The following is a 17957-nucleotide window of genomic DNA, read 5'->3' as shown; positions in this document are numbered from 1 at the left end:
ACCCAACGCGTGGGCGCTCTAAAAGAACCTCTCGGTTGCATTTCGAAGGGTCGTGCTGTGCTGTCTACTTTTTACGGTGCAAAAAGCGCGCGATATCTTCTTCGGTGGGGCTTTTGATGTCAAAGCGCAGCGAGAGCCAGCGCAGACCCATGGTCACGACAACGCATACGACCAGCGCGGCGACATTGCTCATGATGCCACTCATAACGAGACACACATAGCTTGTCGATCCGGCGATGGCGGCGATGGCATAAAAATTAGTACGTTGGAAAATGCCCGGAACCACGCCCATAAAGCCGTCGCGCAGCATGCCGCCGCCCACCGCGGTAAAAAAGCCCATCATGATGCACACCGCCGGCGCAAAGCCGTAGACCAGCGCCTTGTCTGCGCCGGTTGCCGCATAGATGCCGACCGAGATGATGTCGAGCAGGGGAATGAGTTTTTCGGGTTTGTCAACGATTGCCGGGAAAATATAGATGATGGCCGCCGTGGCAATGGAAAGCGGGAGTGCCATCGGCTGGTTGAGGATGTAGACGTTGCCCACCTGCAGCGTCATGTCGCGCAAGAGACCGCCGCCCAGACCGCAGACCACCGCGAGCGCGACCGCGCCCACCAGGTCGAGCTTGTGCTCGCGCGCAACCAGTACACCCGAGATCGATGCGGCGACAACGGCGAACATCTCGAGCCAAAACGGAATAGCGACCATGGCATCCGAGGCATGTGAGGTAATGGTTATGGCAGCGACGACGGGCAAGATGGGGTCCTTTGGGTTACGGATTTTGACAATGCCCGTACATAGTACATGTTCGGCGCCGATTGCGATCCTATTGCTCGGTAAACGGTCGGGACTGGATGCGGGCGTGGCGTTGTTGGAATGCCGGGGGTCCAAAACGTGTACGTCAGCCTCCAAAAACGACATTTTTCGACATCTTTGGAGGGTGACGTACGCGTTTGCATATCATGCGCGGCATGCATGAGTCGATTTACTCACATCCAGTATATTTCCCCACTTCAACGGACATAAGAGTTGGGTATCGGCTCAAAGCGAGAGGTCATCAATGGATACCCCTGTTCTCATTTCGCATAAAACCGCACGGCTCGTTCATCATGCACCTCAGAATTTGGTGCAGCCTCTCGCACAACGCGACTACCAGATAGGCGCACGAGGCATCTCCACCCAGCAACGCGTTGCGCGCATACGACAGGCCCTTACCGACTGCGGCATTCCGCCCGATATGCTCAAGACTATCGACATCTCGGTTGTATTCGAATTCGAGCGAATTCGAACCAAAGGCGTCATCTGCCACATTCTTGGACAAAATCTTCCCTACGAGCATATTGACGAGTTGACGCCCGGAATCTTCATCACCGACGAAGCCTTCACCTTCGTGCTCGCTGCCGAGTGGATGGATAGGATCGAATACCTCGAATACGGCTATGAAGTTTGCGGCGATTATCGCATGGGGCTCAATCCCGCCGACCCTTATACCGAGCAACCAGCCACCGCGTCCAAGGAACAAATTACCGAGCTGCTCGATATGCACCCCGGCAAACCCGGTGCCACACGCGCGCGACTCGCACTCAGACATATCTACGACCATTCTGCCTCGCCTATGGAGACCGCTTCGGCAATTGCCCTCTCGCTCCCAACAAGCGAAGGCGGTGTTGGCATTCGAGGCATCGAGCTCAACAAACCGCTTGAAATCCCTCAACGTCTTTGGCACTGCGCCAAAGCTCGAACGCTCAAAATCGACACGCTCGTTACCTATAAGCGCAGGGAGCTCGGTATTGAATATAAGGGCGGCTTTCACGATGAGTTCGAGCGCAAGGGAGCAGATGCGGAACGAGAGGCCGTTCTCGCCCAAATGGGATATCGAATCGTTACGCTCACTTCGGCTCAGTTCGGCAGCCAGCTTGCCTTTCACCGCGCCATGAACAACATTCGCGAAGCACTCGGCATGCCTCGATGCACCGATACCGAGTACCAACGAAAGCAAAATGAACTGCGCAAGGCACTTATCCGCAACTGGAAGAGCGTACAAGGCGAAGAGACGCTTATCGAGTAGCGTCGCTCCCACGAGCCCGATCCAAACGTGTACGTCAGCCTCCAAAGATGTCGAAAATTGTCGGTTTTGGAGGGTGACGTACACGTTTTTGGTGAGGGGCGGGCTCGAATCCCTCCTCCTGCGCGTAATTGAAATGTGCCCAAAAAGAAAAAAGCCCCATTGCTGGGGCTCATACCATCTAATGGCGGAGGAGGAGGGATTCGAACCCTCGTGACCTTATACAGGCCAAACGGTTTTCGAGACCGCCGCATTCAACCACTCTGCCACCCCTCCGCGTGGGGTAAAAACAAAGCAGGCTCGAAGGCCTGCTTTGGAATTAACTGGCGGAGAGTCAGGGATTTGAACCCTGGAGACGCTTTTGACGCCTACACGATTTCCAATCGTGCTCCTTCGGCCACTCGGACAACTCTCCGTTAAATGCGAAAGTCAGTATACACGAGGAATCGCAAAGTGCAAACAGAAAAGTTGGCATTTTTTAAAACGCTTGGCCGCGTTTGGCGTTGCAGCGGGGTTTGAGATGCCAAAAAACGGCTTCCGACCAGCGTAGTTGATCAACTCAATTGTTCAAAAGGGGTATTTATAAGCGATTTGGCAATGAATTTAAAAATCTTTGGGTGGTGCTGTGGGCCACTGGTATGCATTTTGCGACCACAACCATGCGCCCGTTGACCTGCGACTTGGCTCAGCTTGTCCTCACGGCACCGTATCTTGTCCACAGATCCGTCAAGCTTTTGGTCAGCATTTGGTTGGAATGCGCATGAAACGTCGTACGAGTATGGGCATATGTGGAGGTCATGAGGTTGTAGCTGCATATTCTTGCAGCCTAGGAGGTTGAAAGATATTATTACCAAGTCTTTTCCTGCTTCAGGCGCACCTTCACGACCTGAAGCCACATTTGCCCAGAGGAGGTGACAATATGAAGGCTTATGAACTGCTGTTCTTTGTTGACCCGTCGCTCGACCCCGAGACTCGTCTCGCTGTTATGAAGCGTATCGATACCACGATCGCTGAGGGCGCTGGCAAGGTCGACTCCGTTGACGAGTGGGGCAAGCGCAAGCTCGCCTACGAGATCAACGACCTCACCGATGGTGACTACACCCTCATCAACTTCCACGCAGATCCTACCCAGATCGCCGAGCTTGATCGCGTCCTGCGCATCACCGACGCTGTGGTCCGCCACATGATCGTCCGTCGCGACGACCAGGAGTAAGACTGTCGTTTTGGACTGGGCTTGTGCCCCAAGAGGAAGTAGTGAGTTATGAGCATCAATCGAGTGAACATCACCGGTAACCTCACCCGCGATCCCGAGCTGCGCGCCACCGCCGGCGGAACCCAGGTTCTGTCCTTTGGCGTCGCCGTGAACGATCGTCGCCGCAACGCGCAGACTGGCGAGTGGGAGGACTATCCCAACTTTGTCGACTGCACCATGTTCGGCACCCGCGCCGAGGCCGTGAGCCGTTTCCTGGTAAAGGGAAACAAGGTCGCGATCGAGGGCAAGCTGCGCTACAGCTCTTGGGAGCGCGACGGTCAGCGCAGGAGCAAGCTTGAGGTCATCGTCGATGAGATCGAGTTTATGAGCTCCCGTGGTGGCCAGGGTGGCTACGATCAGGGCGGTTACGCCCCCGCAGCTCCCGCGCCCGCAGCACGTCCTGCCGCACCGGTGGCTACGCCGCCCGCGGTCGACGTCTACGATGAGGACATCCCGTTCTAGGGGTTGTTCACCTATTTTTGAGTGAGAGGCGGCTTCGGTTCGCCGAAGTTGCCAAATGAAAGGTATTTTGACATGGCTAATGATTTTTCTGCACGTCAGCCGCGTCGTAAGTACTGCCAGTTCTGCAAGGAGAACACTGAGTTCATTGACTATAAGGACACTCAGCTTCTCCGTAAGTACATGACCGACCGTGGCAAGATCAAGCCCCGTCGCGTCACTGGCGCTTGCACGCAGCATCAGCATGACATCGCCAACGCCATCAAGCGCGCCCGCGAGATGGCTCTCCTGCCGTACACCGTCCCCGTGGTTTCCTCTCGTGGCAACCGCGACCGCGGCTAAGAAGGGAGACGCATCATGAAGGTTATTCTTCTCGATGAGATCAAGGGCAAGGGCGGCGAGGGTGACGTCGTAGAGGTCGCTCAGGGTTACGCTGAGAACTTCCTGTTCCCCAAGAAGCTCGCTGTTGCCGCCACCAAGGGCAACCTCAAGCAGCTTGACGAGCGTCGCAACAACATCGCCAAGCGCGAGGCCGTCCGTCTGGCTACCGCCAACGAGACCAAGGCTGCCTTCGAGGGCAAGACGGTCACCGTTGACGTCAAGGTCGGCGACGAGGGCATCCTCTTTGGCTCCGTTACCGCCGCTATGATCGCTGATGCCATTAAGGCTCAGCTCGGTATGGACATCGACCGCAAGCGCGTCGAGCTCGGTAAGCCCATCAAGGTTGCCGGTGCCCACACCGTTGCCATCTCGCTGTACCGCGAGATCAAGGCCGAGGTTGTCGTTCTCGTCGGCGTTACCGCCGAGGAGCTCGCTGCCGAGGCTGAGGTCGAGGAGGCCGCTGAGGTCGCCGAGGCCGAGACCGCCGAGGTCGAGACTGAGGCTGCTGCCGAGTAGCATTTGCTGCAACGCAACAATCTTGTTCTAAGAAGGGCGCTCTGGGAGACCAGGGCGCCCTTTTGTTTTTTGCGCTGAGTGAGTGTCATGGTGAACGTTGCGTCGAAGTCCTATATACAGGACCGTTTATCCGTTTGGTTCGGTGATGATTGGCGGCGCGCGGCGCGTTTTGGGATCGTGGCTGATACTATGGATGCTCGCAAGCGATATGAATGAGGATGCTCATGGCATATGACGATAGGGAGACCGGGCTGACGGTCGAGGACCGCGGCTCAAAGTTGGGTCTTCCCCAAAACCAAGATGCAGAGGCCAATGTACTGGCCGCTATGCTGCTATCGCCCGAGGTGGTCGAAGAGGCCCAGGTCGAGCTGCAGCCCGATGACTTCTACCGGCCCATTCATAAGACCATCTATACCGCGATGGTCGATATGTACAACAGCCGCATTCCCATCGACTCCATCTCGCTGATCGATTACCTGCGAAGCATCAACAAGCTCGATGCCGTGGGCGGCGAAGCGTACATTTTGGAGTTGATGGGTCAGACCCTGTCGCTCGTCAACTGGCAGCACCATGCCGCCATCGTGCGTCGCGACTCGATGCTGCGTGAGCTGATCGGCGCCACCAACGAGATCAACGCGCTGGCATATAACGCCCCCACCGACACCAAAGAGGTTGTCGAGCTGGCCGAGAGCAAGCTGCTCAAGGTCACGGCACGCGAGGTCAAGTCGAGCTACAAGACGTTGACCGAGTTTATGGTCGAGGCCTATAACGAGGCCGAGGAAGTGTGCCAGGCCGGTGGCCAGGCTGCGGGCGTGCCCACGGGCTTCCCGTCGCTCGACCGCATGCTCATGGGTTTCCGTGAGGGTCAGCTCATCATCATCGGCGCCCGTCCTGCCGTGGGTAAGACGTCGTTCGCTCTGAATCTGGCGCTCAACGCTGCCGCTGCCGGTTATACCGTCGGCTTCTTCTCTCTGGAGATGTCGGGCAAGGAAATTGCCCAGCGTCTGATTTGCGCCTACGCCATGATCTCGATCAGTGACTTCCGCATGGGCCGTATTAGCCCCGAACAGTGGGCCAATATCAACGAGGCCACGCAGACCTTGTCCAAGCTCGATATTCTGATTGACGATACGCCCGGCACCACAGTGACCGAGATTCGCGCCAAGAGCCGCCGTATGCTCCATAACAAGGAGAAGGCAATCATCATCCTGGACTACCTGCAGCTGGTGAGTCCTCCGCCGGGACGCCGCTCCGAGAGCCGTACCGTCGAGGTTTCGGAGATGTCGCGTGGTCTGAAGATCATGGCCAAGGAGCTCAAGATCCCGCTCATCGCGCTGTCGCAGCTCTCGCGTCAGGTCGAATCCCGTACCGGCAAGCGCCCGCAGCTTTCCGACCTTCGTGAATCGGGCTCCATCGAGCAGGACGCCGATATCGTTATGTTCTTGGACCGCTCCGCCGACGAGGCCGAGGCCTCGCGCGACGATCGACCCGACGAGGGCGTTACGCGTATCGTCGTGGCCAAGAACCGTTCGGGCCCGATCGGCGACGTCGACCTGATGTTCCTGCCGGCATCCACCAAGTTCTATGAGCTTGATGGGGCACATGCCGAGGAGTAGGACAGGCGCCCGTTGCACGGGTATACTGGGAATGTTTTGTGCTTCTGCGTGCCGGCGTGGCGCGTAGACAGGCCATGAATGTAAGGAGTAAACATGCCGTCAACCGTTTTGGTCGGTGCCCAGTGGGGCGATGAGGGCAAGGGTAAGATTTGCGACCTGGTCGCCGGCGACTTCGATGCCGTCGTGCGCTACTCGGGCGGCAACAACGCCGGTCACACCATCGTCGTCAACGGCAAGAAGTACGGCCTGCACCAGGTGCCCTCCGGCATCATGTATTCCGACCACGTGTCGGTGATCGGTAACGGCTGCGTCGTCAACCCCAAGGTTGTCCTTGAGGAGATCGACATGTTCGAGGCCGACGGCATCACCACCAAGAACCTCAAGATTAGCGGCAACGCGCATGTCATCATGCCGTACCACATCGATCTGGATGGCGCCTTTGAGCAGAAGCTCGGCAAGAAGAACATCGGTACCACCAAGCGCGGTATCGGTCCGTGCTATCAGGACAAGATGGCCCGCATTGGTCTGCGCATGCAGGACATGCTGGACGAGACGCTGTTCCGCGACAAGCTGGAGACCGCTCTCGCCCGCGTGAACCCCGAGCTCGAGCTCATCTACAACCTGCCCACCTACACCGTGGACCAGATTTGCGACGAGTACCTGCCGATGGCCGAGCGCCTGCGTCCCTACATCACCGAGACGAGCCTGCTGCTCAACAACATGATTGACGAGGGCAAGGACCTGCTGTTTGAGGGCGCCCAGGCGACGCTGCTCGACATCGACCACGGTACCTATCCGTACGTGACGTCTTCCAACTGCACCGCCGGCGGCGCCATCACCGGCTCCGGCGTCGGTATGAAGAACGTCGACCGCGTACTGGGCGTCATGAAGGCCTATATCACCCGCGTCGGTTCGGGCCCCATGCCCACCGAGCTTTCCTATGAGTCCGAGGCCGGCCACACGCTGACCGAGGAGGGCTATGAGTACGGCGTGACCACCGGTCGCCGTCGTCGTTGCGGCTGGTTTGACGGTCCTATCGCCAACTATGCCTCGCGCGTCAACGGCCTCACCGACATCGCCGTGACCAAGCTCGACGTGCTTTCGGCCTTCGACACCATCAAGGTGTGCGTGGCCTACGACGTCGATGGCGAGCGTTACACGAGCGTGCCCGAGCATCAGGTGCGCTTTGAGCATGCCAAGCCCATCTACGAGGAGCTCCCTGGCTGGAAGTGCGACATCACCGGTTGCCGCAGCTTTGACGAGCTGCCGCAGGAGGCTCAGGACTACGTGGCGTTTATCGAGGATCTGGCACACACCCGCGTGACGTTCATTGGCGTTGGCGCTGGTCGCGAGCAGATCATCAACCGATTCTGGAAGTAATCGGGACTATTTGGTTATTGCGATATACCCCTTTGCAGCCCAAGCGGGCGGCCGAGGGGTATATTTGCTTGCAAAGGGCTCGCGCGGAGCGAGCCGTTAATCCATAGAGGAGGCACCCTTGAAGGCGGACACTCAAACCATCGACATCCTGTTGTTGGGCAGCGGCGGCCGTGAGCATGCTTTGGCAGCTAAGCTCGCGGCATCACCGCGCGCCGGCAAGCTCTACATCGCGCCGGGCAACGGCGGCACCGCGAGCTGTGGCGAGAACGTTGTTCTCGACGACTGCGATCCTGCGGCCGTGGCGGCGTTTGCTCAGAGCCACGGATGCGGACTCGTGGTAATTGGCCCCGAGGCTCCGCTCGTGGCGGGCGTGGCCGACGCCGTGCGCGCGGCGGGTATTCCCTGCTTTGGCCCGGGTGCCGAGGGCGCCCAGATGGAGGGCTCTAAGCTGTTCTCCAAGCAGCTCATGGAGCGTGCGGGCATTCCGACGGCAGCCTATGGTTCGTTTACCGACGAGGCTTCGGCTCTCGCCTACGTGCGCGAGCAGGGCGCCCCGCTGGTCGTCAAGGCCGACGGCCTTGCCGCGGGCAAGGGCGTTATCGTGGCGACCGAACTTGAGCAGGCCGAGGAAGCCGTACGCGAGTGCTTTGGCGGCACCTTTGGCGATGCCGGCAACACCGTGGTTATCGAGGAGATGCTGACCGGCCCCGAGTGCTCGCTGCTGGCCTTTACCGACGGCAAGACCGTGCGCCCCATGGCCACCTCGCAGGACCACAAGCGCGCGCTCGAGGGCGACAAGGGCCCCAACACCGGCGGCATGGGTGTCTACAGCCCGGTGCCCATCGTGACTGACGAGGAGCACGCCACCATGGTGAAGGTCATGGAGCAGACCGTGGCCGAGCTCGCTGCCGAGGGTATCGACTACCGCGGCTGCCTGTACGGCGGCTTTATGCTCACGCCTGCCGGCCCCAAGGTGCTGGAGTTCAATGCCCGCTTTGGCGACCCCGAGACGCAGGTCGTGCTGCCGCGCCTTAAGAACGACCTGGTCGAGGTCATGCTGGCTTGTGCCAACTGCGAGCTCGACCAGATTGAGCTCGACTGGCGTGACGAGTGGGCCGTGGCCGTTGTCCTGACGAGCGCGGGCTATCCCGGCAGCTACGAGAAGGGCAAGGTCATCACCGGTATCGCCGATGCCGAGGCCATGGAGAACGTGACCGTGTACCACGCGGGCACTGCCGTGGTGGACGGTCAGCTCGTGACCAATGGTGGTCGCGTGCTTGCCGTGACCGCTCTGGGCGACACGTTCGAGAACGCTCGCAACCTTGCTTACGAGGCCTGCGAGAAGATTGATTTTGAGGGCAAGACCCTGCGTCACGACATCGGCCTGCGCGCGCTGCGCGGCCGCGACGCTTGGGATGCCTAAAATCCGAGAGGAATGAGACGGATGGTCGAGAAGAACGAAGAGCTCGTGGACGCGCAGATTGTCGAAGAGGACAGCCGCATGTATGGGCACGCCGAGGGCGAGCCTGGTGGCGAGGTCGCTGACGAGCCGGCGCTGGTGCTGGGCGATGACGACCCACACGATGCCGAGCTGCACGAGAAGATTCTTTCGGAGGAGTGCGCCTGGAAGGGCAAGATCCTCGACGTCCACCGTCTTGAGGTTGAGCTGCCCAACGGTCACCGCGGCGCCCGCGATATCGTTCGCCATCCGGGTGCGGCGGCCGTTGTGGCACTGACCGAGAGCGGCAAGATCGTACTGGTGCGTCAGTACCGCACCGCCATCGACCGCGTGACGGTCGAGATTCCCGCCGGCAAGCTCGATCCAGGCGAGGACCCGCTCGATTGCGCCAAGCGCGAGCTGCATGAGGAGACGGGCTTTAGGGCTGGTCGCATTCGCTTTTTGACGTCGATTGTCACGTCCTGTGGTTTTTGCGATGAGATTATCCACATCTACTTGGCTACCAAGCTCGAGTTTGATGCGCCCAACCCCGATGATGACGAGTTTGTCAACGTGGACCTGGTGCCGCTGCATGAGCTGATCGACGCCGTACTCGACGGCAAGATCGAAGACGCCAAGACCGTCGTGGGCGCCTTGGCCTGCGACAGCATCGCACACCGCCTTGGGGGCACGGAGCTTTAACGAGTGGGGATAGCCCTGGGACAAGTACTACTGATTGCTTTGTCCCAGGGCCTTACGTTGCTGATATTTCTTTGAGGATCACATGCTGAAGAGGTTTCTTTCGTATTACGAGCCCCAGATGGGGCTTTTTGTTGCTGATACTGTTTGTGCTCTGGTGCTTGCCGCCATTGACCTTGCTTTTCCTATTATTCTGCGTAATTTGACCGGTGGGCTATTTACTCAGGGTCAGGCTGCCATTATGCAGGCGCTCGGCATGATCGCGGTGGGCTTGGTGCTGATGTATGCCGTCCGCTGCGGCTGCCGCTACTTTGTGAGCTATTGGGGCCACGTGATGGGCGCGCGCATGGAGTCCAAAATGCGCGAGGACCTGTTCGACCAGTATGAGCGCTTTAGCTTTGCGTACTTCGACCGCAACAGCTCGGGTGACATGATGAGCCGCGTGGTCAACGACCTGTTCGATATCTGCGAGGCGGCGCATCACGTACCCGAGTGGATCATCATCTGCGGTATCGAGATTATCGGCTCGTTTGTGATCCTCTTTACCATCGCTCCGGTGCTGGCGCTTGCCATGGCCGTGGTGACGGCGGCGTTTGCGGTCGTCATGTTTTGGCAGAACATGCGCATGCGCGAGGTCTTTAGCGACAACCGCAAGAAGATCAGCGGCATTAATGCACAGCTGCAGGATTCTCTGGCGGGCATGCGCGTGGTCAAGAGCTTTGCCAACGAGGAGACCGAGCGTGCCAAGTTCCGTGCCTCTAACGACCGCTACCTTTTGTCCAAGGAGAACATGTATCACGCCATGGGCGTCTATACCGCGACGTATGGCCTGCTCTCGGGTGTGCTCTATGTGATCGTGGTGCTGCTGGGCGGCTGGCTGGTCGCCAAGGGACAGCTGCAGGCGGTCGATATGGCGACCTTTGCACTCTATATTTCGCTGTTCTGCACGCCGCTTGAGACGCTCGTCAATTCGGCCGAAACGTATCAGAAGGCTATCGCCGGCTTTAAACGTATGGACGAGGTGCTCTCGACCGCGCCGGATATCCAGGACAAGCCGGGCGCTACGGATCTGCAGGTGACTGCTGGCGCCGTGGAGTATCACGACGTGTGCTTTAACTACGAGGATGTCGAGCTGGGCGAGGGCTATGCCGACGAGCGTCCCGTTATCGACCATATGGACCTGTCCATCAAGCCCGGGCAGACCATCGCTTTGGTTGGCCCTTCGGGCGGCGGCAAGTCCACGACCTGTTCGCTGCTGCCGCGCTTTTATGACGTGGCTACCGGATCCATTAGCATCGACGGTCGGGACGTGCGCGATGTGACGCAGCAGAGCCTGCGCCGCGCCATCGGCCTGGTGCAGCAGGATGTCTATCTGTTTGACGGCACGATTGGCGAGAACATCGCCTACGGCAAGCCGGGCGCTACGGCAGAAGAGATCGCCGAGGCCGCCCGTCGCGCCAACATCGATGCCTTTATCGAGTCGCTTCCGCAGGGCTACGACACCGTGGTGGGCGAGCGCGGCAGCCGTCTTTCGGGCGGACAGAAGCAGCGCGTTGCCATCGCGCGCGTGTTTCTCAAGAACCCCAAGATCCTGATTTTGGACGAGGCGACGAGTGCTTTGGATAACGAGAGCGAGGAGGCGGTGCAGGAGTCACTCGAAGAGCTGGCACGCGGCCGCACCACGATTATCATCGCCCACCGTCTTTCGACCATTAAGCATGCCGATGAGATTGCGACCGTTGAGCATGGTCGCGTTGTGGAGCGTGGCACGCACGAGGAGCTTCTCGCCCGTGGCGGCACCTATGCCCGTTACTATCGAATGCAGTTCGAAGGTGCGCGTGCGCACGAGCTCGACTGATTGATATGACAGGAAGTTTATGGCTGACAAGAACCCTTTGACTCCGGAAGAAGTGACGGAGTTATTCTCCGAAATCGATGCATCCGGCGTCTTGGATCCCACGCTCGCCAAAAAGCGTACCGAGCGCATGCGTGAGAAGGAGGCTGCGGCCAAGCGCGGTGACAAAGCGGCGCTAGCGCAGCTGCGCAGCGAGGACCGCGCGAGCCAGGCAAAACATATCGACCCGCTGTCCGAGGACGATCCTTCGGGTTCGCAGGTGAGCCATACCATTACGAAGACTGCCATGGCCGTGGTTATCGGCATCTTGGTGCTGATCGTGGGCATGCAGATTGGCTACGGCGTGATGCGTCGCCTGAATACCGCCAACCTGTCCGAGAGCGTTTCGGTCGATACCGTTTCGACGGCGCTGAAGGGCGGCCTTGAGTGGGGCAACGGCTTTACGCAGTTTCCGCTCGACTTTACCGTCGATGAAGCCGATGAACGCACGGGCACGGTCGAGGTGACGGTGTTGGACACATCGTCTGCCAACGAGCTCGAGCTGCTGTCCAACGGGCAGATCCAGGCCGCGGCGCTTGCGACCAACGCGCTGCTCAACGATAAGATCGACCGCGTGGTGTATAACGTTCACGCCTATATCGACGAGGATAGCAACATTCAGCACGATTCCTTCTTTGGCATGTTCCCCGCGCGGGGCCACCAGAGCGCCATTTTGACGTTCGTGTGGACCAAGAGCTCATCCAACGCCACGAGTATCGACTGGAAGATGCGCATCGTGAGTATGGATGACACCATCGCCGAACGCATTCAGAAGCAGGTGAACTCGGTGTCGTCGTTGATTGAGGACCCGGTGGTTAGCCAGACCAAGATTGACGAGGAAAAGGCCGAACGTGACCTGGAGCATCGTCTGCATGGCCGCGAGATTTTCCGCGGTGGCAAGCCCGATCGCACACCGTCCGAACTGCTGGAACAGGACAAGAAAAAGTAAGACGCCATCATCCCGCGTGAGCCACAAGCCCCGCGGGATGATTTTTTAATCCCCGTCCCAGAGAAATCATTATGCATAGAAAGTCATAATTATCATTTCGTAAACATTTCGATGAAATTAACGCCATGAGGCATGCTTGCGGTTACAATACCGCGAGGCCTAACTACACACCTTTAAGCCGGTCCTGTGAGACCGGGAAGGAGAATTATGGCGAACAACCATACCGCGGGCGCTGCCGCCCGCACCTTCGCGCCCAGCGAGCTTTGCCAGCGTATGCTGGCCAAAACCAGCAAGGGCACCTGCGGTCCCTGCATCCTGTATCTTGAGGATGGGACCATTTTTTATGGACGTGCATGCGGCGCCGAGGGCACCGCGACCGGCGAAGTCTGCTTCAACACCTCACTCGAGGGCTACTTTGAGGTCATGACCGACCCGAGTTATGCCGGCCAAATCGTAACCATGACCTATCCGCAGATCGGCAACTACGGTATCGACGAGACCGACGTCCAGTCGGCCTTCCCCGGCGACGCCGTGCGCCCTGCGAGCGCTCCGGCTATGAGCGGCATGATCGTTCGCGACATGTGCACCACGCCTTCTAACTGGCGCTCGGCCGTCAGCGTGCCGGAGTATCTGCGCGCCCACGGCATCGTCGCTATCGAGGGCGTCGACACCCGCGCTCTGGTGCGCCATCTGCGCGACAATGGTTCCAAGATGGGCATTATCTCGACCGAGATCTTCGACGTCGACGAGCTTGCCGAGCGTCTGGCCGCAGCGCCCACGCTGGTAGGCGAGAACCTGGTCAAGACCGTAAGTTGTCCCGCGCCTCATGAGTTTGTGGCTGCCGACCTGCCTGCCACGCATGACTTTGCGCTTTCGGCTGCCGCTCCTGCCCGTCACAAAGTGGTCGCCTACGACTGCGGTGTGAAGCGCGGCATTCTGGAGGGGCTGGTCCGCGCCGGCTGCGACCTTACCGTCGTGCCGTGGGACACGCCCGCGAGTGAGGTGCTCGACATGAATCCCGACGGCGTCTTTTTGTCCAATGGCCCCGGCGACCCCGACGCCGTGGTGGAGACCTACGAGCAGGTGCAGCAGCTGATCGGCAAGGTGCCGGTCTTTGGTATTTGTCTTGGTCACCAGATGATCAGCCTGGCCTGCGGCGCCCAGATGGAAAAGCTTAAGTTCGGTCACCGCGGTGGCAACCAGCCGGTTATGAACCTGGTAAGCCGCCGTGTGGAGATCACCGCGCAAAACCATGGCTTTGGCCTGCTGTTCCCCAGCTTGGGCAAGCTTGTCCCCGAGCTTTCCGGCGGCGAGACCGAGCATGCGGCCGATGGAGATCTGCGCGTCTGGGTGCGCCGCGGAATCGCGCCGGTCGTGATGAACGAGCGCTTTGGCCGCATTCGCCTAACACATGTGAACCTCAACGACGGCACCGCCGAGGGCATCCAGCTGCTCGACGCCCCGTGCTTCTCGGTCCAGTATCACCCCGAGGCCTCGCCTGGCCCCACCGATGCCCACTATCTCTTTACCGCCTTTACGCGACTCATGGACGGCGAGGAGAACTACCTGGACATCGACACCGCGAAGGACCGCCTTGCCGGCTGGAATTTTGCCGACGAGGGTTCCGCCGTTCTACCGAACGGCGGACCGGTCGACGCTGCGGCTGCATCTGGCACATCATCTTGCCGTTCTGCTTCGGACGCGCGGGCATAAGCCCAGCGCGCCCTCGCATCACGGCAACCTGATGCACCAGCTGCACCCTCGCTGACTTTTCCAAAACATTGAGTCAGCCTCTCTAGGAGGTTTTAAACATGCCGAAACGTACTGACATCAAGCGTATCCTCGTTATTGGTTCGGGCCCCATCGTTATTGGCCAGGCCTGCGAGTTCGACTACTCCGGCGCCCAGGCCTGCAAGGTGCTCAAGGAGGATGGCTTTGAGGTCATCCTGGTCAATTCCAACCCGGCGACCATCATGACCGACCCGGGCTTGGCCGACCGCACCTATGTTGAGCCTATCACCGCCGAGTTTATCGAGCGCGTAATCAAGAAAGAGCGCCCGGACGCGCTGCTTCCCACGCTGGGCGGCCAGACCGGTCTGAACGCCGCCGTCGAGCTGGCGAAAGACGGCACGCTCGACAAGTATGGCGTCGAGATGATTGGCTGCGACCTGGCCGCTATCGAGCGCGGCGAGGACCGCAAGCTCTTTAACGAGGCCATGGCCGAGATTGGCCTGGAGGTCGCGCGCTCGGGCTATGCCTACAGCGTGGCCGACGCCGAGGCTATCGCCGAGCGCGTGGGCTATCCCTGCGTACTGCGCCCGAGCTTTACCCTCGGCGGCGCCGGCGGCGGCATCGCTCACACCCACGAGGAGCTCGTCTCCATCGTGAGCCAGGGCCTGGAGCTTTCGCCCGCCCACGAGGTGCTGGTCGAGGAATCCATCGAGGGCTGGAAAGAGTATGAGATGGAGGTCATGCGTGACCACGCCGGCAACGGCATCATCGTGTGCTCCATCGAGAATCTCGACCCCATGGGCGTGCATACCGGCGACTCCATCACCGTGGCGCCGGCGCAGACGCTCTCCGACCTTGAGTATCAGCGCATGCGCGTGGCCTCGCTCGCCATTCTGGAGAAGATCGGCGTCGAGACCGGTGGCTCCAACGTGCAGTTTGCCGTGAACCCCAACACCGGTCGCTTGATCGTCATCGAGATGAACCCGCGCGTGAGCCGTTCGTCCGCGCTAGCCTCCAAGGCCACGGGTTTCCCCATCGCCAAGGCCGCCGCGCGCCTGGCTGTGGGCTATACGCTCGACGAGATCGTCAACGACATCACCAAGGCCACGCCCGCCTGCTTTGAGCCCACGATCGACTACTGCGTGGTCAAGGTGCCGCGCTTTGCCTTCGAGAAGTTCAAGGGTACCGACCCCACGCTTACCACGCGCATGAAGGCCGTGGGCGAGATCATGGCGATCGGCCGCACCTTTGAGGAGGCCTTCGGCAAGGCCATGCGTTCGCTGGAGGACGGGCATCAGGGCATTTGTGCCGGTGGCAAGGAAGGTGCCGACAAGCTGAGCGACGATGATCTCGCTCAGGCCGTGACCACGCCGACCGAGCACCGCATCTTCTTTGTGGTCGAGGCCCTGCGCCGTGGCTGGGACATCGCTCGCATCCATGCCATCTGCGGCATCGATCCGTGGTACCTCAACTGCATCAACGATATGGTGCAGGTTCAGGAGAGCATCCGCGGTCTGCGTGTGGAGGATATTGACGCCGACGCGATGCGCCTACTCAAGCAGTACGGCACGAGCGACGCCGAGATTGCCGCGCTGACCGGCTCGGACGAGCGCTTTGTGCGCGCCTACCGCAAGGGTCTGGGTGTGGTTCCCAGCATGAAGACGGTCGATACCTGCGCTGCGGAGTTCTCGAGCGCCACGGAGTACCACTACAAGACGTACGAGAACATCTACCGCACGAGCCCGGATGCCAAGAAGTGCGTTGCCCCCGACGAGACCACGCCGGCGGACAAGCCCAAGGCGATGATCCTGGGCGCCGGCCCCAACCGCATTGGCCAGGGTATCGAGTTCGATTACTGCTGCGTGCACGCGAGCTACGCGCTGGCGGCCCGCGGCTTCGAGACCATCATGGTCAACTGCAACCCCGAGACCGTCTCGACTGACTACGATACCTCGGACCGCCTGTACTTTGAGCCGCTCACCTACGAGGACGTCATGGATGTCATCGATGTTGAGCGACCCGACGGCGTCGTGGTGACGCTCGGCGGCCAGACTCCGCTTAAGCTGGCGCGCATGCTCGAGGAAAGCGGCGTGAACATCATGGGCACCAAGCCCGATGCCATCGACTTTGCCGAGGACCGCGAGCGCTTTGCCGCCCTGCTCGACAAGCTGGGCATTATGTATCCGCCGGCGGGCCAGGCAACCTCGTTTGAGGAGGCCGAGGCCGTCGCCGCGCATATTGGCTACCCGCTGCTGGTGCGTCCGAGCTACGTGCTGGGCGGCCGCGGCATGATGATCGCCTACGATGCCGAGCATCTGCGCGATTATATGGCCGAGGCTGCACGCATTAGCCCCGACTACCCGGTGTATCTGGATCGCTTCTTGGAGGGTGCGATCGAGTCCGACGTCGACGCCCTGTGCGACGGCGAGGAGGTCTACATCGGCGGTATCCTGGAGCATATCGAGGAGGCCGGTATTCACTCCGGCGACTCTGCGACCTGCATCCCGCCGTTCAGCTTTAGCGAGAGCCTGCAGGCAAAGCTCCGCGAGACCACGCGCCGCATCGCGATGGCGCTGGGCGTGCGCGGCCTGGTCAACGTACAGTACGCCATCAAGGGCGAGACCGTCTACGTGATCGAGGCCAACCCGCGTGCCAGCCGCACTGTGCCGTTTATCTCCAAGGCCACCGGCGTGCCGCTCGCCAAGTGTGCCGCACGTATCATGGCGGGCGATTCCATCTCGAGCTTGGGCCTGCCGAGCGACGAGCGTCAGCTGGACTGGTTCTGCATGAAGGAAGCCGTTATGCCCTGGGGTCGTTTCCCGGGCGCCGACGTTATCCTGGGTCCCGAGATGAAGTCGACGGGCGAGGTTATGGGTATCGCCAAGAGCTATCCCGAGGCATACGCCAAGACGCAGCTGGCGATTGACTACAAGCTGCCCGACCCGAGCGCCGGCAAGGTGTTCATCAGCGTGTGCGACCGCGACAAGCGTCATATCCTTTCGGTCGCGCGTATCCTGCGCTACCTGGGCTTTGATATCTGCTCCACCGAGGGTACGGCGCGCGTGCTGCGCGGCGGCAACGTGACCTGCGAGGTCGTGGAAAAGATTAGCGGCCCGCACGACGGCGAGCGTCCCAACATTGGTGACCTCATCGCCGATGGCAAGATTGCGGTAATCATCAACACGCCGTACGGCCCGGGCTCGCGTGGCGATGGCTACCTGCTACGCACCGAGGCCGTCCGTCGTGGCGTGACCTGCGTGACGGCGATGTCTGCGGCCAACACGTACGTGAGTGCCATCGAGGCCGTGCGCGAGGACGAGCAGGGTCACGGCAGCGCCAACGACATGGGCATGGACGTCATCGCCCTGCAGGACCTGCCGCAGTACACGGTGTAGTTGACCTGGCCGGCCGGGGCGGGAGGGGCCGAGATTTCCCCCTTTCGCTCCGGCTGCAAGCAGAGTCGCTCAGGAGGAAACTCGGCCCCTCCCGCCCCGGCCTGCGGTGACTTGGTTGCACCGTGTGCTGCCGAAGGGGCTTTGCGCGATGACTAGGGCTGAATAAAAAGTGAGTGTGGGATCA

The 17957-nt window shown here is 60.2% G+C and carries 14 protein-coding genes and 2 tRNA genes; 13 read left to right on the top strand and 3 right to left on the bottom strand.

From position 1 onward, the window contains the following. Nucleotides 1-64 precede the first annotated feature (64 nt). Nucleotides 65-754 (bottom strand): trimeric intracellular cation channel family protein, encoded by a 690-nt coding sequence (locus PMX21_RS04745; protein ID WP_226812580.1) that lies wholly within the window; start codon nt 752-754, stop codon nt 65-67. Nucleotides 755-1058: 304 nt separating this feature from the next. Between PMX21_RS04745 and PMX21_RS04740 the strand changes: the two genes are divergently transcribed. Next, entirely contained in the window at nt 1059-2066 is a 1008-nt protein-coding gene (locus PMX21_RS04740) for a PDDEXK family nuclease (protein WP_271758384.1), read from the top strand. Nucleotides 2067-2248: 182 nt separating this feature from the next. Here PMX21_RS04740 and PMX21_RS04735 read toward each other — a convergent pair. Next, a tRNA-Ser gene (locus tag PMX21_RS04735) sits at nt 2249-2339 on the bottom strand. 48 nt (nt 2340-2387) lie between these two features. After that, a tRNA-Ser gene (locus PMX21_RS04730) sits at nt 2388-2478 on the bottom strand. 504 nt (nt 2479-2982) lie between these two features. Here PMX21_RS04730 and rpsF point away from each other — a divergent pair. The 12 genes from rpsF to carB all read left to right on the top strand — a co-directional run bounded on the left by rpsF (nt 2983) and on the right by carB (nt 17773). Then, on the top strand, nt 2983-3276 hold the full coding sequence (gene rpsF / locus PMX21_RS04725) for a 30S ribosomal protein S6 (protein WP_006235831.1): 294 nt from the start codon (nt 2983-2985) through the stop codon (nt 3274-3276). Nucleotides 3277-3324: 48 nt separating this feature from the next. Further along, nucleotides 3325-3777 carry a single-stranded DNA-binding protein gene (locus PMX21_RS04720; RefSeq protein WP_271758382.1) on the top strand — a complete coding sequence of 151 codons (453 nt, stop codon included), beginning with the start codon at nt 3325-3327 and terminating at the stop codon, nt 3775-3777. 72 nt (nt 3778-3849) lie between these two features. Then, nucleotides 3850-4116 (top strand): 30S ribosomal protein S18, encoded by a 267-nt coding sequence (gene rpsR / locus PMX21_RS04715; RefSeq protein ID WP_006235829.1) that lies wholly within the window; start codon nt 3850-3852, stop codon nt 4114-4116. A gap of 15 nt (nt 4117-4131) precedes the next feature. Continuing rightward, nucleotides 4132-4671 (top strand): 50S ribosomal protein L9, encoded by a 540-nt coding sequence (gene rplI / locus PMX21_RS04710; protein WP_022094073.1) that lies wholly within the window; start codon nt 4132-4134, stop codon nt 4669-4671. Between the two features lie 218 nt (nt 4672-4889). Next, on the top strand, nt 4890-6287 hold the full coding sequence (gene dnaB, locus PMX21_RS04705; RefSeq protein WP_006235827.1) for a replicative DNA helicase: 1398 nt from the start codon (nt 4890-4892) through the stop codon (nt 6285-6287). Nucleotides 6288-6380: 93 nt separating this feature from the next. Continuing rightward, nucleotides 6381-7667, top strand: a complete 1287-nt coding sequence (locus tag PMX21_RS04700; RefSeq protein ID WP_118260035.1) for an adenylosuccinate synthase — start codon at nt 6381-6383, stop codon at nt 7665-7667. Between the two features lie 118 nt (nt 7668-7785). Then, complete coding sequence (gene purD, locus PMX21_RS04695; protein ID WP_035136518.1) at nt 7786-9090, top strand: phosphoribosylamine--glycine ligase; 1305 nt, start codon at nt 7786-7788, stop codon at nt 9088-9090. Nucleotides 9091-9111: 21 nt separating this feature from the next. Continuing rightward, complete coding sequence (locus tag PMX21_RS04690) at nt 9112-9807, top strand: NUDIX domain-containing protein (RefSeq protein WP_271758380.1); 696 nt, start codon at nt 9112-9114, stop codon at nt 9805-9807. Between the two features lie 82 nt (nt 9808-9889). After that, on the top strand, nt 9890-11662 hold the full coding sequence (locus PMX21_RS04685; protein WP_271758378.1) for an ABC transporter ATP-binding protein: 1773 nt from the start codon (nt 9890-9892) through the stop codon (nt 11660-11662). 19 nt (nt 11663-11681) lie between these two features. Further along, complete coding sequence (locus PMX21_RS04680) at nt 11682-12647, top strand: hypothetical protein (RefSeq protein ID WP_006235822.1); 966 nt, start codon at nt 11682-11684, stop codon at nt 12645-12647. Between the two features lie 207 nt (nt 12648-12854). Next, nucleotides 12855-14360 (top strand): glutamine-hydrolyzing carbamoyl-phosphate synthase small subunit, encoded by a 1506-nt coding sequence (gene carA, locus PMX21_RS04675; RefSeq protein WP_271758377.1) that lies wholly within the window; start codon nt 12855-12857, stop codon nt 14358-14360. 98 nt (nt 14361-14458) lie between these two features. Next, complete coding sequence (carB, locus tag PMX21_RS04670) at nt 14459-17773, top strand: carbamoyl-phosphate synthase large subunit (RefSeq protein WP_271758375.1); 3315 nt, start codon at nt 14459-14461, stop codon at nt 17771-17773. Nucleotides 17774-17957: the final 184 nt, after the last annotated feature.

It is taken from the genome of Collinsella aerofaciens (assembly GCF_028209885.1).
GTDB lineage: Bacteria > Actinomycetota > Coriobacteriia > Coriobacteriales > Coriobacteriaceae > Collinsella > Collinsella aerofaciens_BA.
This window is presented reverse-complemented; position numbering and strand designations above follow the sequence as displayed.

Coding starts and splice junctions, on each gene's coding strand:
- PMX21_RS04720 (WP_271758382.1), top strand. CDS start 3,325: ATGAGCATCAATCGAGTGAACATCACCGGTAACCTCACCCGCGATCCC.
- rpsF (WP_006235831.1), top strand. CDS start 2,983: ATGAAGGCTTATGAACTGCTGTTCTTTGTTGACCCGTCGCTCGACCCC.
- PMX21_RS04700 (WP_118260035.1), top strand. CDS start 6,381: ATGCCGTCAACCGTTTTGGTCGGTGCCCAGTGGGGCGATGAGGGCAAG.
- carB (WP_271758375.1), top strand. CDS start 14,459: ATGCCGAAACGTACTGACATCAAGCGTATCCTCGTTATTGGTTCGGGC.
- rpsR (WP_006235829.1), top strand. CDS start 3,850: ATGGCTAATGATTTTTCTGCACGTCAGCCGCGTCGTAAGTACTGCCAG.
- PMX21_RS04690 (WP_271758380.1), top strand. CDS start 9,112: ATGGTCGAGAAGAACGAAGAGCTCGTGGACGCGCAGATTGTCGAAGAG.
- PMX21_RS04740 (WP_271758384.1), top strand. CDS start 1,059: ATGGATACCCCTGTTCTCATTTCGCATAAAACCGCACGGCTCGTTCAT.
- dnaB (WP_006235827.1), top strand. CDS start 4,890: ATGCTCATGGCATATGACGATAGGGAGACCGGGCTGACGGTCGAGGAC.
- carA (WP_271758377.1), top strand. CDS start 12,855: ATGGCGAACAACCATACCGCGGGCGCTGCCGCCCGCACCTTCGCGCCC.
- rplI (WP_022094073.1), top strand. CDS start 4,132: ATGAAGGTTATTCTTCTCGATGAGATCAAGGGCAAGGGCGGCGAGGGT.
- PMX21_RS04680 (WP_006235822.1), top strand. CDS start 11,682: ATGGCTGACAAGAACCCTTTGACTCCGGAAGAAGTGACGGAGTTATTC.
- PMX21_RS04685 (WP_271758378.1), top strand. CDS start 9,890: ATGCTGAAGAGGTTTCTTTCGTATTACGAGCCCCAGATGGGGCTTTTT.